Here is a 14,497-nt window from a genome sequence, read left to right on the forward strand (position 1 = left end):
GCGCCCAACAAAAAACCCGCCGAGAGGCGGGTTTTTCCGGAACAGGCGCGGGTTTAACGCTTGTTGACGGCGTCCTTGAACGCCTTGCCGGCCGTGAACTTGACCGTCTTGGCTGCCGGGATCTTGATGGTTTCGCCCGTCTTCGGGTTGCGGCCCGTACGTGCTGCGCGCTTGCCCGAACCGAAGCTGCCGAAGCCGATCAGCTGAACCGCATCACCCTTCGACACGGCCTTCTTGATGACTTCGAGCAGCGTGTCCAGCGTTTCGCCGGTTTGAGCCTTGCTGGCGCCCGTTTGGGCGGCGACGGCGTCGATCAGTTCCTGTTTGTTCATTAAGGTTCCTTTATCAGGTTAGGTTGACACGAACAGCGCGAACGCGCCGATTATACGTGCGCGAACCGTGCCGTCGAGAGTCAGACTCCGACGACACAGCGCCGAATCCTGGCCCGCGCGACGCGCCCTCCGGCTTGCCGGCGGCCACCCCGCGGTACGGCGTTGCTATGATAGCGCAGCGCAAACCCAATAACGACAAGGGTTTCAAAGATTTTCATCGGTATTTCGCCGAATGAATCGTCGATTGACCGTTTTTTGACCTGCGCCAACCGGACGGGATGCGCAGCGCGGTCCGCCCGAGCGTCGCGCCGTTGCCCCTTTCCAACGGCCGCTCGGACGGCCGCCCGCAATCCCTTGCCAGGCTTGGCTGCCACGTTTTTTGTTTCGCATGCCCGACCGACTTGTTCCCGCCACGTTCGCCGTTCGCGACGACGGCACGCTCGTCTCGCCCGAGTTCGGCGACATCTATCACAACGTCGCGGGCGCGCTCGCGCAGGCGCGCTACGTGTTCATCGCCGGCAACGGGCTGCCGGCGCGCTGGCAAGGCCGCCGCACCTTCACGATCGTCGAGACGGGGTTCGGCGCGGGCGCCAACTTCCTCGCGACCTGGGCCGCGTGGCGCGACGATCCCGCGCGCTGCGAGCGGCTGCACTTCGTCTCGTTCGAGAAGCACCCGTTTTCGCGCGACGACCTGCGCCGCGCGCTTTCCCATATCGTTGCGAACACAACCATCTCGGCGGAAGCCGCGCTGCTGGCCGACGCGTGGCCGATGCTCGTGCCGGGTCTGCACCGGCTCGAGTTCGACGCGGGACGGGTCGTATTGACGCTCGGTTTCGGCGACGCGTGCGCGTTGCTGCCAAAACTCGTCGCGCGCGCCGATGCGTTCTATCTGGACGGCTTCGCGCCGGCGAAAAATGCGGATCTCTGGTCGGTCGACGTGTTCCGCGCACTCGCGCGCGTCGCCGCGGAAGAGGCCACCTTCGCGACCTACTCGAGCGCGGGCATGGTGAAAAAAGCGCTCGTCGAAACGGGATTCACGTATCGCAAGATGCCCGGGCTCGCCGGCAAGTACGCGATGCTCGTCGGCGACTATGCGCCGCGCTGGCGCTCGCGCCGGCATGAGCCGCCACGCGCGCTGCCCGTCGCGACGCGCCGCGCGATCGTGATCGGCGCGGGCCTCGCCGGCTGCGCGGTGGTCGAACGCCTGGCCGCGCGCGGCTGGGACGTGACGCTGATCGAACGGCACGAACGAATCGCCAGCGAAGCATCGGGTAATCCGGCCGGCGTATTCCATCCGCTGATGACGCGCGACGACAACGTCGCGAGCCGGCTCACGCGCAGCGGCTTCCTGCACGCGATCGCACGCTGGCGCGCGCTCGAACACGCGGGCCATGCGTTCGCACGCAGCACGCACGGGATGATCCATCTCGCCGAATCGGCCGACGACTTCGCGCGGATGCGCGACGCGTTCGAGGCGTTTGGCGCGCCGTCCGACTACGTGACGCTGCTCGACGCCGACGCCGCGCGCGCACATCTGAACCTGCCGGTCGCGCACGGCGGCCTGCTGTTTCCGCACGGCGGCGCCGTCTGGCCGGCTGGGCTGTGCGCCGCGCAATATGCGGCGGCCGGCGAGCGCGTGCGCCTGCTCGCGTCCACCCGCGTCGCAGGGCTCGAACGGCGGGGCGACACCTGGCATGCGCTCGATGAGACAGGGGCCACGCTGGCCGACGCGCCCGTCGTCGTGCTCGCGAACGCGGGCGACGCCGCGCGCCTTGCCGGGCTCCAGCATGTCGCGCTGCAACCGGTGCGCGGCCAGCTCACGCTGCTGCCGCCGGGCACGACGGCGCCGCTGCCGTGCCCGGCGATCGGCGACGGCTACGCGGTCCCGCTCGACGACGGCACGCTGCTGATCGGCGCGACGTTCGAACCCGACGATACCGATCCCGCGATGCGCGCGGCCGGCCATGCCGAAAACCTCGAGCGCGTGCGGCGCCTGCTGCCGGGCCTGATCGGCGAGGTGCCGGATCCCGCCACGCTGCGCGGCCGCGTGGCGTTCCGCTGGGTCGTCGGCGACCGCCTGCCGCTCGTCGGCCCGCTCGCCGACGAAGCGCAGGCTACCGCGAACGCACGCGCGCTGGCCGGTGCGCAGGCGCGCGACCTGCCGCGCCTGCCCGGGCTCTACGGCGCATTCGGCTTCGGCTCGCGCGGCCTCGTGTGGGCGGCGCTCGGCGCCGAGCTGATCGCCTCGCAACTCGAGGGCGAGCCCTGGCCGCTCGAGCGCGAACTCGCCGACGCGGTCGATCCCGCCCGCTTCCTGATCCGCGCACTGCGCGCCCGCCGCGTGGGCTCGGCCGGCTGACCGATCGCGCACCTTCTTCACAGTTTCCCGATTTTTCCGTGCAAGGTTATCCACGCGACGTTGTGGATAACCGCGTGGAATCCGTACGCACTTCGTGTGCAATCACAGTGGACGTAAACTGGGCAACTCGGCACAGCTGCGCGGCGGCCCGAAAGTTGCTCAATTCAAATGCCTGTGCACGAACAGCCTGTGCAACCGGTTATGGTTTCGCCAACCCATTGATCCGCCGATGTAAACCGGAGTTATCCACAGAACTGTGCGTCCTTTGTTAACTTCTACTACGTATATATACAGGTAAACCTTTGAAACCAAAGACCTGCGGTGCCGCACAGCGCCGCGAGTCGATTCAATCGGTTCCGGAGCGAAAAAGCTGTGGCACAATCGGTTTCCTTCGCGTTCGTTCGGCCAGGCGCCGGACATGCTTCAATGGAACGGTCGGCACGGTTTCGAATCTGAATCTTCGGGACTGCGCAGTCCGTTCACACACCAGGCCGACAATCCAGATCGGCAACCTGAACGACGTTCCGCCCTGTGGTGGAACAGGCGGATCCCATGTACCGCCGTCGTCGAGCACAACAATCACATTCGGGGCGATACCCAGCCGGCGCGCATCCATTCCTGTCGCTTGACCCGCGTCGCTGGCGGTTGCTTCCAAAGGAGAAGTCACCACGATGAAGTCGGCGTTCTCATTCCTGCCCAACTGGCCGCTCGCGCCGGATGCCGTGTTCTGGGCCGGGCTCGCGCTGTTCGCAGCCGGCCTGTGCGGCGAGCTGTGCTATCGCGCGTGGCGCCTGCCGCGCATCACCGGCTATGCCGTGATCGGCCTGATCGCCGGTTCGTTCGGATTCGGCGTGATCGACACCAGCACCGACGAAACGTCGCGGCTGCTGATGGATGTCGCGCTCGGCCTGCTGCTGTTCGAGCTCGGCAGCCGCCTCGACCTGCGCTGGATCCGGCGCAATCCGTGGCTCGTCGCGTCGAGCCTCGCGGAAGCCACGCTCACGTTCGTGCTCGTGCTGTTCGTGATGCTCGCGCTCGGCGTATCGGGAATGGTCGCGCTCGTGCTGTCGGCGATCGCGATTGCCACATCGCCGTCGATGGTGATCCAGCTCAAGACGGAACTGCGCGCGGAAGGGCAGGTGTCGCAACGCCTGATCACGCTCACCGCGCTCAACAGCGTGTACGCGATCGTGCTGACCAAGCTCGTGACGAGCTGGCTGCACCAGGAAGCGTACGGCAACGTTTTCGCGACGATCCTGCAGCCCGTCTACCTGATCGCCGGTTCGTTCATCGTCGCGTATCTGGTCGCGCGTTCGTGCAATTACCTGTTCCGCCACATGACCGCGACGATGCGCGACGAGCATTCGTTCGTCGCGCTGTTCGGGCTCGTGATGCTCGCGATCGCCGTCGCGCAGGCGCTGAAGCTGTCGACGCTGCTCACGCTGCTGCTCGCCGGCATCATCGTGAAGAACCTCGAGGCGCGCCCGCAGCTGTGGCCCGAGCACTTCGGCACGGCCGGCTGGCTGCTGACGGTGGTGCTGTTCGTGCTGACGCTCACGTCGTTTACGTGGGGCGACATCGCGCTCGGCGGGCTGCTCGCGATCGTGCTGATCGTCACGCGGCTCGCCGCGAAGCTGGCCGGCGTCGTCGCGTTCGCGAAGCCGAGCGGCCTCGGGATGAAGCAGGGCGTCGCGCTCGGCATCGCGCTCACGCCGATGTCCGCGCTGTCGTACCTGCTCGTCGACGATACCTACCAGCTCTATCCGAATTTCGACCCGCACCTGCGCGCGATCGTGATGTGCTCGATCGTGATCCTGCAGCTCGTCAGCCCGTTCGTCGTCTACCGCTGCCTGTCGGCCGTCGGCGAACGCAGCGACAGCAACTGATTCCGGAACCTGCCATGGCACTCGAAACCTTCGTCAATTCCGAGCCGTTCACGTTCGGCGTCGAACTGGAGATCCAGGTCGTCAACACGCACAACTACGACCTGACCAAAGCGGCCTCCGACCTGATGCGCCTGATCCAGGCCGAGACTTTCCCGGGCAACATCACGCCGGAAATCACCGAAAGCATGATCGAGCTGTCGACCGGCATCTGCCATTCGCACGAGCAGGCCGTCAGCGAGCTGCATGCGATCCGCGACGTGCTCGTGAAGGCGGCCGACCAGCTCAACGTCGGGCTGGCCGGCGGCGGCACGCATGCGTTCCAGCAATGGAGCGACCGGCAGATCTACGATGCGCCGCGCTTTCAGTACATCTCCGAGCTGTACGGCTATCTCGCGAAGCAGTTCACCGTGTTCGGCCAGCACGTGCACATCGGCTGCCCCGATCCCGACAGCGCGCTGTTCCTGCTGCACTCGATGTCGCGCTTCATTCCGCACTTCATCGCGCTGTCCGCGTCGTCGCCGTTCGTGCAGAACGTCGACACGGGCTTCCATTCGGCGCGCCTGAATTCGGTGTTCGCGTTCCCGCTGTCGGGCCGCGCGCCGTTCGTGCTGACCTGGGACAGCTTCGAGGAGTACTTCACGAAGATGGTGAACACGGGCGTCGTCAACTCGATGAAGGACTTCTACTGGGACATCCGGCCGAAGCCCGGCTACGGCACGATCGAGGTGCGCGTGATGGACACGCCGCTGTCGGTCGATCGCGCGGCGGCGATCGCCTGCTACATCCAGACGCTCGCACGCTACCTGCTGACCGACCGGCCGCTGAAGCTGTCGGAGGACGATTACCTCGTCTACACGTTCAACCGTTTCGAAGCGTGCCGCTTCGGGCTCGAGGGCACCTGCGTGAATCCTCAGACGGGCGAGCGCCGCACGATCGCGGAAGACATCCTCGACACGCTCGACCGGATCGCGCCGCATGCGGCGGCCCTCGGTTCGCGCGCGGCGCTCGACGAGATCGGCGCGCTCGCGAAGGCACGCGTGAACGACGCATCGTGGTTGAGAACCGTTTTCAAACAGGAAAAATCGCTGAACGAGACGGTCCGGCAGCAGTGCTTACGTTGGCGCGAGTGAAAATATGTTTTGCAGATTGCAGGATCGACCGCGCCGCGATTCGCTGAACGGCAGTCCGCGCCGGGTCGGCCCGCAATCGTCGGCAGGCCTCCTGAAAATCTGTGGATAACCGGATATTCCGCTGCAAAGTCAACGCTCTGCGCGCGGGATAACCCGGTGGATCATCACCGTGCGGCCGATGGCCGATCCGGACAGGACAATGTCGGCGCGCCCCGTCTCGCGGGCGCGCGACATTGCGCGCACAACGAAAAATTACGGTTATTCAGCGATTTTCCACAGCGCGCAGGGGATAACTTAGCTGTGCGATTTTCCGCTCTCGCTTAGAATGTCGGCTTTGCGGACGCCGGAACGATGCGTGTCTCTCCGGTCGCCGCGAACGCGACCGCCGCGTGTGCCTCGCGACGGCCGTGTCGACGCGCTCGACAGAGCGCGTCTGTTTTGAGATAGATTCGATCTCCACACTACGGCCGCTCGGCCAACCGGGCGGCGGCAAAGCGAAAAGACTATGAGCGAAGGCGTTTACGGGAACCAGGCTGCGGGACGTGTGACCCATAGCCTGCTGCGGTTGAGCACGGCCATGCGGAGCGAGGCATGGGATTGGGCGGAAGGCGCCGGCCTCACGCCGACGCAGGGCGAGATTCTCGTGCTGCTGCTGCAGCGCAAGGGCCCGATGCGGCTCGGCGAGATCGCGCGCGAGACGCAGCTCACCGCGGCCACCACGAGCGATGCGGTCAGCACGCTCGAGACGAAGGGGCTCGTCGAAAAGCGCCGTGCGCTGGACGACGGCCGGGCACTGGCCGTGCGCCTGTCGGCACGTGGCCGTACGGCCGCGAAGAAGGCGCTGCAATGGCCTGAATTCCTGACGAAAGCGGTCGGCAAGCTCGGCGCGGACGAGCAGGGCGCGCTGTATCGCGCGCTGCTGAAGACGCTGCGCGAACTGCAGGTGGCCGGCGCGACGCCGCCGCAGCGCATGTGCCTGACGTGCAGCCACTTCCAGCCGGGCAAGCCGTCGAAGAAGACGGTGCATCACTGCGCGGTGTTCGACGTCGCGATGTCCGACAGCGATCTGCGTCTCGACTGCTCGGGGCAGGAAGAGGCCGACGCGGCGACGCAGAAGAAGACCTGGAAGATTTTCGCCGGCTGACGTCCGTCGATCGACCGGGAGGCCGATGATGAACGCTGAAGTCGTGGCGATCCGCCACGTGCATTTCGAGGATCTCGGGAGCTTCGAGCAGGTGCTCGGCGAACGCGGTCGACGGGTGCGCTATGTCGATGTCGGATCGTCGCGGGTCGAGGTGCTTGACGTGCTCGAGCCGTCGCTGCTCGTCGTGCTCGGCGGGCCGCTCAGCGTGTACGACGATGCGCAGTACCCGTCGATCGCGCCGCTCCTGGCGCTCGTGCGCCAGCGCATCGACGCGGGGCTGCCGATCCTCGGCATTTGCCTCGGCGCGCAGTTCATCGCACGGGCGCTCGGCGCGCGCGTCTATCCGGCCGCGCAGCACGAACTCGGCTGGGCGCCGCTGACGCTCACCGACGCCGGCCGTGCGTCGCCGCTGCGCCATCTCGACGGCGCGACGACGTCGATGCTGCACTGGCATGGCGATACGTTCGACCTGCCGGGCGGTGCGATCCATCTCGCGTCCACACCGGCCTGTCGCCACCAGGCGTTCGCCTGGGGGCAGCACGTGCTGGCGCTGCAATGTCATCCCGAGATCCGTACCGATCGCTTCGAACCGTGGCTGATCGCGAACGCCGGCGAAATCGCCGCGACGCCAGGCGTCGACGCGCGCCGGTTGCGCGCCGATACCGCGCAGCACGGCCCCGCGCTCGAGACGGCCGCGCGCCGCATGTTCGCCGAGTGGCTCGACAGCGTCGGGCTCTGACACCCCGGGCGGCCCCGCTTGCGGCAAAGCGCTGGCCCGGCCTGCATCCGTTGCGGGCCGGCGCGTCGCCGTACCCCGCACGTTCTCCGCACCGTCGGCATCCGGCCGGCCGTACCTGACCATCCGCTTACTGCCGAGCACGCCGTCTGCACGCTTCGAGCCTGCGTGCTACGCTCGTCCGCTCTTTCCCTTTCCTGGCGAGCGGCTTCCATGACTGCGCTGTTTTCTCCGTTCACGCTGCGCGGCGTGACCCTTCCGAACCGGATCGTGATTTCGCCGATGTGCCAGTACTCGGCCGAACGCGGCGAAGCGACCGACTGGCACATGATTCATCTCGGCCATCTCGCGCTGTCGGGTGCGGGGCTGCTGTGCATCGAAGCGACCGCGGTGGAACCCGACGGACGCATCACGCATGGCGACCTCGGCCTGTGGGACGACGTGACCGAAGCCGCGCTGAAGCCGGTGCTGGCCGCGATCCGCAAGCATTCGCCGATCCGCATCGCGATGCAGTTGTCGCACGCGGGGCGCAAGGCATCGAGCGCGACGCCGTGGGAGGGCGGCCAGCTCGTGCCGGTCGCCGACGGCGGCTGGCTGCCGCACGGGCCGTCGGCCGTGCCGCACAAGGACGGCGAGACGCCGCCGCTCGCGCTCGATGCGGCGGGCCTGAACCGCATTCGCGACGCGTTCGCGGCGTCGGCGAAGCGCGCTGCGCGGCTCGGCATCGATGCGATCGAGGTGCACGCGGCGCACGGCTACCTGCTGCATCAGTTCCTGTCGCCGCTCGCGAACCGGCGCACCGACGAATACGGCGGCTCGCGCGAAAACCGGATGCGGTTTCCGCTCGAGATCTTCGAGATCGTGCGCGCCGCGTTTCCGGAAGACCGGCCGGTCGGCGTGCGCGTGTCCGCGACCGACTGGGTCGAAGGCGGCTGGGAGCTAGACGATACGATTGCCTTCGCGCACGAACTGAAGCGCCGCGGGTGCGACTGGATCGACGTGTCGTCCGGCGGCGTGTCGCCGCTGCAGAAGATTCCGCTGTCGCCCGGCTACCAGGTGCCGTTCGCGCAGGCGGTGAAGCGGGCGGTTGGCATGCCGACGATCGCGGTGGGCCTGATCAACGAACCCGCGCATGCGAACCGGCTGATCGAGGCCGGCGATGCCGATTTCGTCGCGATGGCGCGCGCGATGCTGTACGACCCGCGCTGGCCGTGGCACGCGGCGGCCGAGCTCGGCGCGCAGGTGACGGCGCCGCCGCAGTACTGGCGCTCGCAGCCGCGCGAGCACAAGGCGCTGTTCGGCGACGTCTCGTTCGGCCAGCGCTGAGTACATCGCGCAATATTGCGCGCGATGTTGAACGAAGCAATCGTGAACGTGTAGGATGCGGGTGATTCGCCGCCTCCCCCGACGCGGCACCGACCGGTGCCGCGTTTTCGTTTGGCGCGGCGCCCGGCCGCGATCGCGGCCGCTTCCATTCAAGTCGTCTTCACAAGGATTGGTTCGATGAGTTCACGCAGGATCGCGGTGCGCCGCTCGGGAGTACACGGCAAGGGCGTGTTTGCCGTGGCGCCGATCAAGGCCGGCGAGCGCGTAGTGGAATACAAGGGCGAGCGAATCTCGTGGAAGGAAGCGCTGCGCCGTCATCCGCACGACCCGAGCGAGCCGAATCATACGTTCTACTTCGCACTCGATGAAGGCGGCGTGATCGATGGCAAGGTCGACGGCAACAGCGCGCGCTGGATCAATCATTCGTGCGCGCCGAACTGCGAGGCCGAGGAAGTCAAGGGCCGCGTATACATCCACGCGCTGCGCGACATCGGGCCGGAAGAGGAGCTGTTCTACGACTATGGCCTCGTGATCGACGCGAAGCTGACGAAGAAGCTCAAGCGCGAATACGCGTGCCACTGCGGCGCCGAGTCGTGCCGCGGCACGTTGCTCGCGACGTCCGACGAAGGCGGGAAGAAGAAAAAGAAGAAGGACAAGAAGGACGGCAAGTCCGCCTCCGGGTCGAAGGACAAGAAGAACAGGAAGTGATGCAGGCGGCAGCGCATCGCGCGCTGCCGCCGTCGTTTCAGCCGTCGGTTGCCGCGTCATGGCGGCCCGTCGTCCGCTGTCCGTCTTTCCGTTCCTTTCCGGCGCGCGGCCCGAGCAACGGGCCGGTGGTTGCCCGCTGCGAATCGACCGGTGATCGATCGTTCAGTGCGTCGGCGCCGCGGCCGGCGTTTCGCTGGCCGGTTTTTCCGTGCGCGCGGCGAGCGGCACCCTCACCACGAAGCGCGAGCCGCCTTCCGATGCATCCTCGTACGACACGGTGCCGCCGTGCATCGCGATGATGTCGTGCACGATCGCGAGCCCGAGCCCGGCGCCCGTTTCAACGCCGTTGCCGCTTTGCGCGTCGCCGCGGAAAAAGCGCTTGAACAGGTCGGCCTGCTGATTCGCGGGCACGCCCGGGCCGTTGTCCTCGACCACGATCTCCGCGGCCGGCTGGCCGTCGTCGAGCGTACCGCGCGCGACGTTGACGGTGATCCGCGCGCCGTCCGGCCGCGCGAGCGGCACGTACTTCAGCGCATTGTCGAGCAGGTTCGCGATCACCTCGCGCAACAGAACGGGGTTGCCGCGCACGTTCAGCTTCTCGTCGTCGCCCGGGTCGTCGCTGCGCTGGAAGCCGAGGTCGACATGCGATGCGAGCGCGCGCGGCACCCATTCGGCACCCGTCTCGAACGCCATCGCCGCGAGATCGACATCGACGAAGCGGGCGGCCTGTTCGCCCGGCTCGGCACGCGCGAGCGACAGCAGCTGGTTGGACAGCCGCACCGCGCGGTCGGCGGCCGCGCGCAGCTCGCGCACCGCGGCGAAGGTCTGCTGCGGATCACGCGCGACGGCCGCCTGCTCGGCATGCAGCTTCACCGCGGTGAGCGGCGTGCGCAGCTGGTGCGCGGCATCGGCGATGAACTTGCGCTGCGCGTCGAGCGCGGTCTTCAGCCGGCCGAGCAGCGCGTTCATCGCGCTCGTCAGCGGCCGGATCTCCAGCGGCACGTCGGTTTCGTCCACGGGCTCCAGCGACGTGTGGGTCTGCCGGTTCAGCGAATCGGCGAGGTGCGTGAGCGGGCCCAGCTGCTGGTTCACGACGCGCCATACGATGCCCCAGCCCGCGAGCAGCAGCAGCAGCAACGGCATCATGATCGCGACGAGGAATTCGGCCGCGATCCGGTAGCGGTGCCGTACCGGCTGAGCGACTTCGACGACCATCGGCTTGCCGCCCTCGACGTCGTCGACGCGCACCTGTGCGACCCGCACCGCGCGGTTGTCGTACTCGGCCTCGAACACGTACGCGTGATGCATGCGGCGCACGTTGATGCCCTGCAGCGGCAGCTTCGGGTCGCCGGCGAGTTCCTGCTCGCCGTCGCTGATCCGGTAGATCAACGCTTCGGCGGGATCGGAGAACATCGCCTGCGCGAGCGGCGGCACCGTGAACGGCGCATCCGGGCCGGCGATCTGGATCTGTTTGGAGATGGCGGTCGCGAGATCGGCGAGCGAGCGGTCGATCACGTGCTGCGTGTATTGCCACGCGAGCCAGTAGGCGATCAGGCCGCTCATCAGCGCGAGCATCGACAGCGGGGCGGCGAGGCGCCGGAGCAGCGAGCGGCGCAGGCTGGTGGTCACAGCCGGATCAGAAGACATTTCGACGGGCAAATGGATAAGCGCCGCTCACGGAGAGCGGCGCGGTCGTGCGCCGGGCGGCGATGCGGAGCCGTCCGCACGCGGGCGGCCGGCGCGCGGCGTCGCTCAGACGCTCGCGGTCTGGCGGATTTCCTGCAGCAGGTAGCCGAAGCCGCGCACCGTGACGATTTCGACCCGGCACTGCTCGAGTTTCTTGCGGACGCGGTGCACGTAGACTTCGATCGCGGTGTCGCCGAGATCGCCGCCGAAGTGCGTGAGGTGATCCTGCAACTGGGCCTTGCTGACGACGCGGCCGTGACGCAGCAGCAGCATTTCCAGCACCGCGAATTCGCGCGGCGACAGTTCGAGCGGCTTGTCGTCGTTGAAGATGCGGCGGTCGACACCCGACAGGCGGACGCCGCCGAGCGACACTTCCGGACGCGGCATGTCGCTGTGCGGGCCGCTGCGGCGCATCACCGCGCGGATGCGCGCTTCGAGCTCGGCCGGCTCGAACGGCTTGAGCATGTAGTCGTCGGCGCCCGAGTTCAGGCCCTGGATCCGGTCGTTCAGCTCGTCGCGCGCGGTCAGCACGATCACCGGCGTGTGGCGGTTGGTCTGGCGAAAGCGCGTGAGCAGCGTCATCCCGTCGATGCCCGGCAGGCCGAGGTCGAGGATCACGAGTTCGTGGCGATTCTGTGCCAGCGCCTGTTCGGCAAAAATGCCGTCATGCACCATGTCGACGGTGAAGCCAGCCTGCTCGAGGCTGCTCTGGATACCGCGTGCGATGGGGCGGTCGTCTTCGATCAGAAGGAGTCGCATGAAGTTCGCTCAAGTACAATGGGTTGGCGGTTCAGGCACGCGGACAGCACGAAGCCGTTTCCACAGGGGCGCCGCATCGCCTGACATCAAGCATGGCGGCCAGCGAACGATTAAATCCAATCATGTCCGATATTTCGATCCACGACCTCGAAGCCGCGATCAATTTCTGGCGCGCCCGCTCGCCGTCGAGCGGCGACGAACTCAAACTCTGCGAAGAGGCTAGCGCGCTTTCCAAGCCGTATGCGCTGCTGATTGTACAGCGCGAAAGCGCGCTGCAACTGGAAGGTTTGGACCCCAAGGCGCGGAAAGCGTACGAGACTTACGTGCGCCTTAAGGATGGCTTGGAAAGCTGAAGGCTTTCGCTGAGTACATCCTAGAAAACGTTCAGCGAAATGAAAAGTTGACGCGCCGCGCAACGAACGATGCGCGGCGGTGCAGGCGGGACTCACGCGCCCGGTTGCGCGTGCGCGGCGGCGCCGTCGATGAACCGCGCGAGTTCGATGTCGCGTTCGGTCAGGCCGTCTGCGTCGTGGGTCGACAGCGTGACGTCGACGCGGTTGTACACGTTGAACCATTCCGGATGGTGGTTCATCTCCTGCGCCTTGATCGCGACACGCGTCATGAAGCCGAATGCCTCGTTGAAATCGGCGAAGCGCAGGCGGCGCTGGATTGCGTCGCGGCCCGCCACGGCCGTCCAGAGCGGCAGGCCTTCGAGCCGCGTCTTGCGTTCTTCGGATGTGAGCTTGTGGATCATCTTGCACCTCTCGTTCGGTAACGGCGCCCGCGCGCGGCTGCGCCGCGCGGCGCAGCCGGCATCGTTCATTGTTTCATAGTTGCGCGAAGGACGACGGGCGGGCGGCGGTTCGCGCGGGCGCCCGGCGCGTCACGCGTCGGCGTCGTCGGGCCAGCCTTCGCCCGTGCCGCGATGCAGCACGCGGTCGGTTTCGAGCACCGCGCCGGCCGCGAATTCGGGCAGCGCCGCGAGCCGGTCGGCCAGCGCGCGGCCGTCGACGTCGGCGAGCGCGAACAACTGCGCGAAATCGTCGATCACGAAGTAGGTCTTCTGGAACGTGTCGATCCGGTACTTCGTGCGCATCACGCGCTCGAGGTCGAACCCGAGCCGGTTCGGCGCCGCGCTTTCGAGGCTGTACAGGCTTTCGCCCTTGCTCGACACGATGCCGGCGCCGTAGATCGACAGGCCGTTCGTCCCGCGCGGGTCGCGAATCAGCCCGAATTCCACCGTATACCAGTAGAGCCGCGCGAGCCGCGCGAGCGCTGCTTCGTCGTCGGCGACCGCGAGCGCGACGCGGCCATACGCCTGCATGTAGTCGGCGAACACCGGCTCGATCAGCAGCGGCACGTGGCCGAACAGGTCGTGGAAGCAGTCGGGTTCCTGCAGGTAGTCGAGCTGGTCGGGGCGGCGCATCCACCAGGTGACCGGGAAGCGCCGGTTCGCGAGGTGCGCGAAGAACACGCGGTCGGGCACGAGGCCCGGCACCGCGACGATTTCCCAGCCGGTCGCGGGCTTCAGCTGGCGGTTCACGTCGGCAAACGACGGCACACGATCGGCCGGCAGCGCGATCTTGCCGAGCCCGGCGACGAACGCGTCGCACGCACGGCCGCGCAGCAGCGCCGACTGGCGCGCATAGAGCTGCTTCCACACCGCGTGGTCGACCTGGCCGTAGCGCTGCAGTGGCTGGTCGATGGTGAAATCGGCACGGGTTTCGAGGCCCGCGTCGAACTGCTCTTGCAGTTTCGCGGTGACGACGGTGGACATGATCAGGCTCTGCACGCTGTGGTTGGGAACCATGCAAGTGTAGAGCGGGATGCGCGCGGATTGGGCGCATAGTTGGCGAAGATTTGCATGATGATGCGATAATCGCGCATCAAATCAAGAGTCAATGCGGAGAACACTCATGGTGGAACTCGATCACTTCGATCTCGCGCTGCTGGACGTGCTGCAGCGCTTCGGTCGCGCGACGCATCAGCAGCTGGGCGAGGAGGTGCCGCTGTCGCCGTCGCAGATCGGGCGACGGCTGCAGCGGCTCGAGGCGGCCGGCGTGATCGAAGGCTACCGCGTGATGCTGCGCCCCGAAAAGCTCGGGCTCGGCGTGACCGCGTTCACGAGCCTGAAGCTCAAGCATCACGGCGATTCGATCATCGAGCAGTTCCAGCAGCAGATCGACGTGTTGCCCGAAGTGCTCGAATGCCACGCGGTGGTGGGCGATGCCGACTACCTGCTGCGGATCGTCGCGCCCGATCTCAACGCGCTGTCGCAGTTCGTGATGAAGAAGCTGATGCGGGTGCCGGGCGTCGACAGCGTGCGCTCGAACATCGTGCTGACGACCTTCAAGCGCAACGGTGCGCTGCCGCTGGCGCACCTGGCGCCGGGGGCCGCGTGACGGCGCGCCGACGCTGACGGCAGGGCGCG

General features: G+C 67.0%; 14 protein-coding genes. 9 read left to right on the top strand and 5 right to left on the bottom strand.

The genetic code is table 11. From position 1 onward, the window contains the following. Positions 1 to 53 precede the first annotated feature (53 nt). The gene (locus tag C5F75_RS00235) at positions 54 to 332 is read right to left on the bottom strand and encodes an HU family DNA-binding protein (protein WP_006401505.1); all 279 of its coding nucleotides are present in this window, start codon (positions 330 to 332) and stop codon (positions 54 to 56) included. Between the two features lie 388 nt (positions 333 to 720). Between C5F75_RS00235 and mnmC the strand changes: the two genes are divergently transcribed. The 7 genes from mnmC to C5F75_RS00285 all read left to right on the top strand — a co-directional run bounded on the left by mnmC (position 721) and on the right by C5F75_RS00285 (position 9,621). Next, entirely contained in the window at positions 721 to 2,691 is a 1,971-nt protein-coding gene (gene mnmC / locus C5F75_RS00240) for a bifunctional tRNA (5-methylaminomethyl-2-thiouridine)(34)-methyltransferase MnmD/FAD-dependent 5-carboxymethylaminomethyl-2-thiouridine(34) oxidoreductase MnmC (RefSeq protein WP_059580441.1), read from the top strand. 671 nt (positions 2,692 to 3,362) lie between these two features. Beyond that, on the top strand, positions 3,363 to 4,577 hold the full coding sequence (locus tag C5F75_RS00255; protein WP_060008864.1) for a cation:proton antiporter: 1,215 nt from the start codon (positions 3,363 to 3,365) through the stop codon (positions 4,575 to 4,577). A 14-nt stretch (positions 4,578 to 4,591) separates the two neighbouring features. Next, positions 4,592 to 5,707 carry a YbdK family carboxylate-amine ligase gene (locus tag C5F75_RS00260; protein ID WP_059580447.1) on the top strand — a complete coding sequence of 372 codons (1,116 nt, stop codon included), beginning with the start codon at positions 4,592 to 4,594 and terminating at the stop codon, positions 5,705 to 5,707. Positions 5,708 to 6,212: 505 nt separating this feature from the next. Continuing rightward, positions 6,213 to 6,851, top strand: a complete 639-nt coding sequence (locus tag C5F75_RS00270) for a MarR family winged helix-turn-helix transcriptional regulator (protein WP_059638537.1) — start codon at positions 6,213 to 6,215, stop codon at positions 6,849 to 6,851. Between the two features lie 28 nt (positions 6,852 to 6,879). Continuing rightward, positions 6,880 to 7,590, top strand: coding sequence for a glutamine amidotransferase (locus tag C5F75_RS00275; protein WP_059638594.1), 711 nt, complete (start codon positions 6,880 to 6,882; stop codon positions 7,588 to 7,590). Between the two features lie 210 nt (positions 7,591 to 7,800). Continuing rightward, positions 7,801 to 8,913 (top strand): NADH:flavin oxidoreductase/NADH oxidase, encoded by a 1,113-nt coding sequence (locus tag C5F75_RS00280; RefSeq protein ID WP_104011762.1) that lies wholly within the window; start codon positions 7,801 to 7,803, stop codon positions 8,911 to 8,913. Positions 8,914 to 9,090: 177 nt separating this feature from the next. Further along, positions 9,091 to 9,621 (top strand): SET domain-containing protein, encoded by a 531-nt coding sequence (locus C5F75_RS00285; protein ID WP_059580454.1) that lies wholly within the window; start codon positions 9,091 to 9,093, stop codon positions 9,619 to 9,621. A 162-nt stretch (positions 9,622 to 9,783) separates the two neighbouring features. Here the strand turns inward: C5F75_RS00285 and C5F75_RS00290 are convergent, their stop codons facing one another. Then, entirely contained in the window at positions 9,784 to 11,268 is a 1,485-nt protein-coding gene (locus tag C5F75_RS00290) for a sensor histidine kinase (RefSeq protein WP_059580457.1), read from the bottom strand. Between the two features lie 105 nt (positions 11,269 to 11,373). Continuing rightward, positions 11,374 to 12,066, bottom strand: a complete 693-nt coding sequence (locus tag C5F75_RS00295; RefSeq protein WP_006401494.1) for a response regulator — start codon at positions 12,064 to 12,066, stop codon at positions 11,374 to 11,376. A gap of 122 nt (positions 12,067 to 12,188) precedes the next feature. Between C5F75_RS00295 and C5F75_RS00300 the strand changes: the two genes are divergently transcribed. Next, positions 12,189 to 12,419, top strand: a complete 231-nt coding sequence (locus C5F75_RS00300) for a DUF3717 domain-containing protein (protein WP_006401493.1) — start codon at positions 12,189 to 12,191, stop codon at positions 12,417 to 12,419. A gap of 92 nt (positions 12,420 to 12,511) precedes the next feature. Here the strand turns inward: C5F75_RS00300 and C5F75_RS00305 are convergent, their stop codons facing one another. Next, on the bottom strand, positions 12,512 to 12,889 hold the full coding sequence (locus tag C5F75_RS00305; protein ID WP_256939962.1) for a 4a-hydroxytetrahydrobiopterin dehydratase: 378 nt from the start codon (positions 12,887 to 12,889) through the stop codon (positions 12,512 to 12,514). Between the two features lie 60 nt (positions 12,890 to 12,949). After that, complete coding sequence (phhA, locus tag C5F75_RS00310) at positions 12,950 to 13,876, bottom strand: phenylalanine 4-monooxygenase (RefSeq protein WP_104011763.1); 927 nt, start codon at positions 13,874 to 13,876, stop codon at positions 12,950 to 12,952. Between the two features lie 106 nt (positions 13,877 to 13,982). On the opposite strand from phhA, the gene C5F75_RS00315 reads away from it, so the two are divergent. After that, entirely contained in the window at positions 13,983 to 14,468 is a 486-nt protein-coding gene (locus C5F75_RS00315) for an Lrp/AsnC family transcriptional regulator (protein ID WP_060310246.1), read from the top strand. Positions 14,469 to 14,497 lie beyond the last annotated feature (29 nt).

It is taken from the genome of Burkholderia anthinoferrum (assembly GCF_002925705.1).
Taxonomy (GTDB): Bacteria; Pseudomonadota; Gammaproteobacteria; order Burkholderiales; family Burkholderiaceae; genus Burkholderia; species Burkholderia semiarida.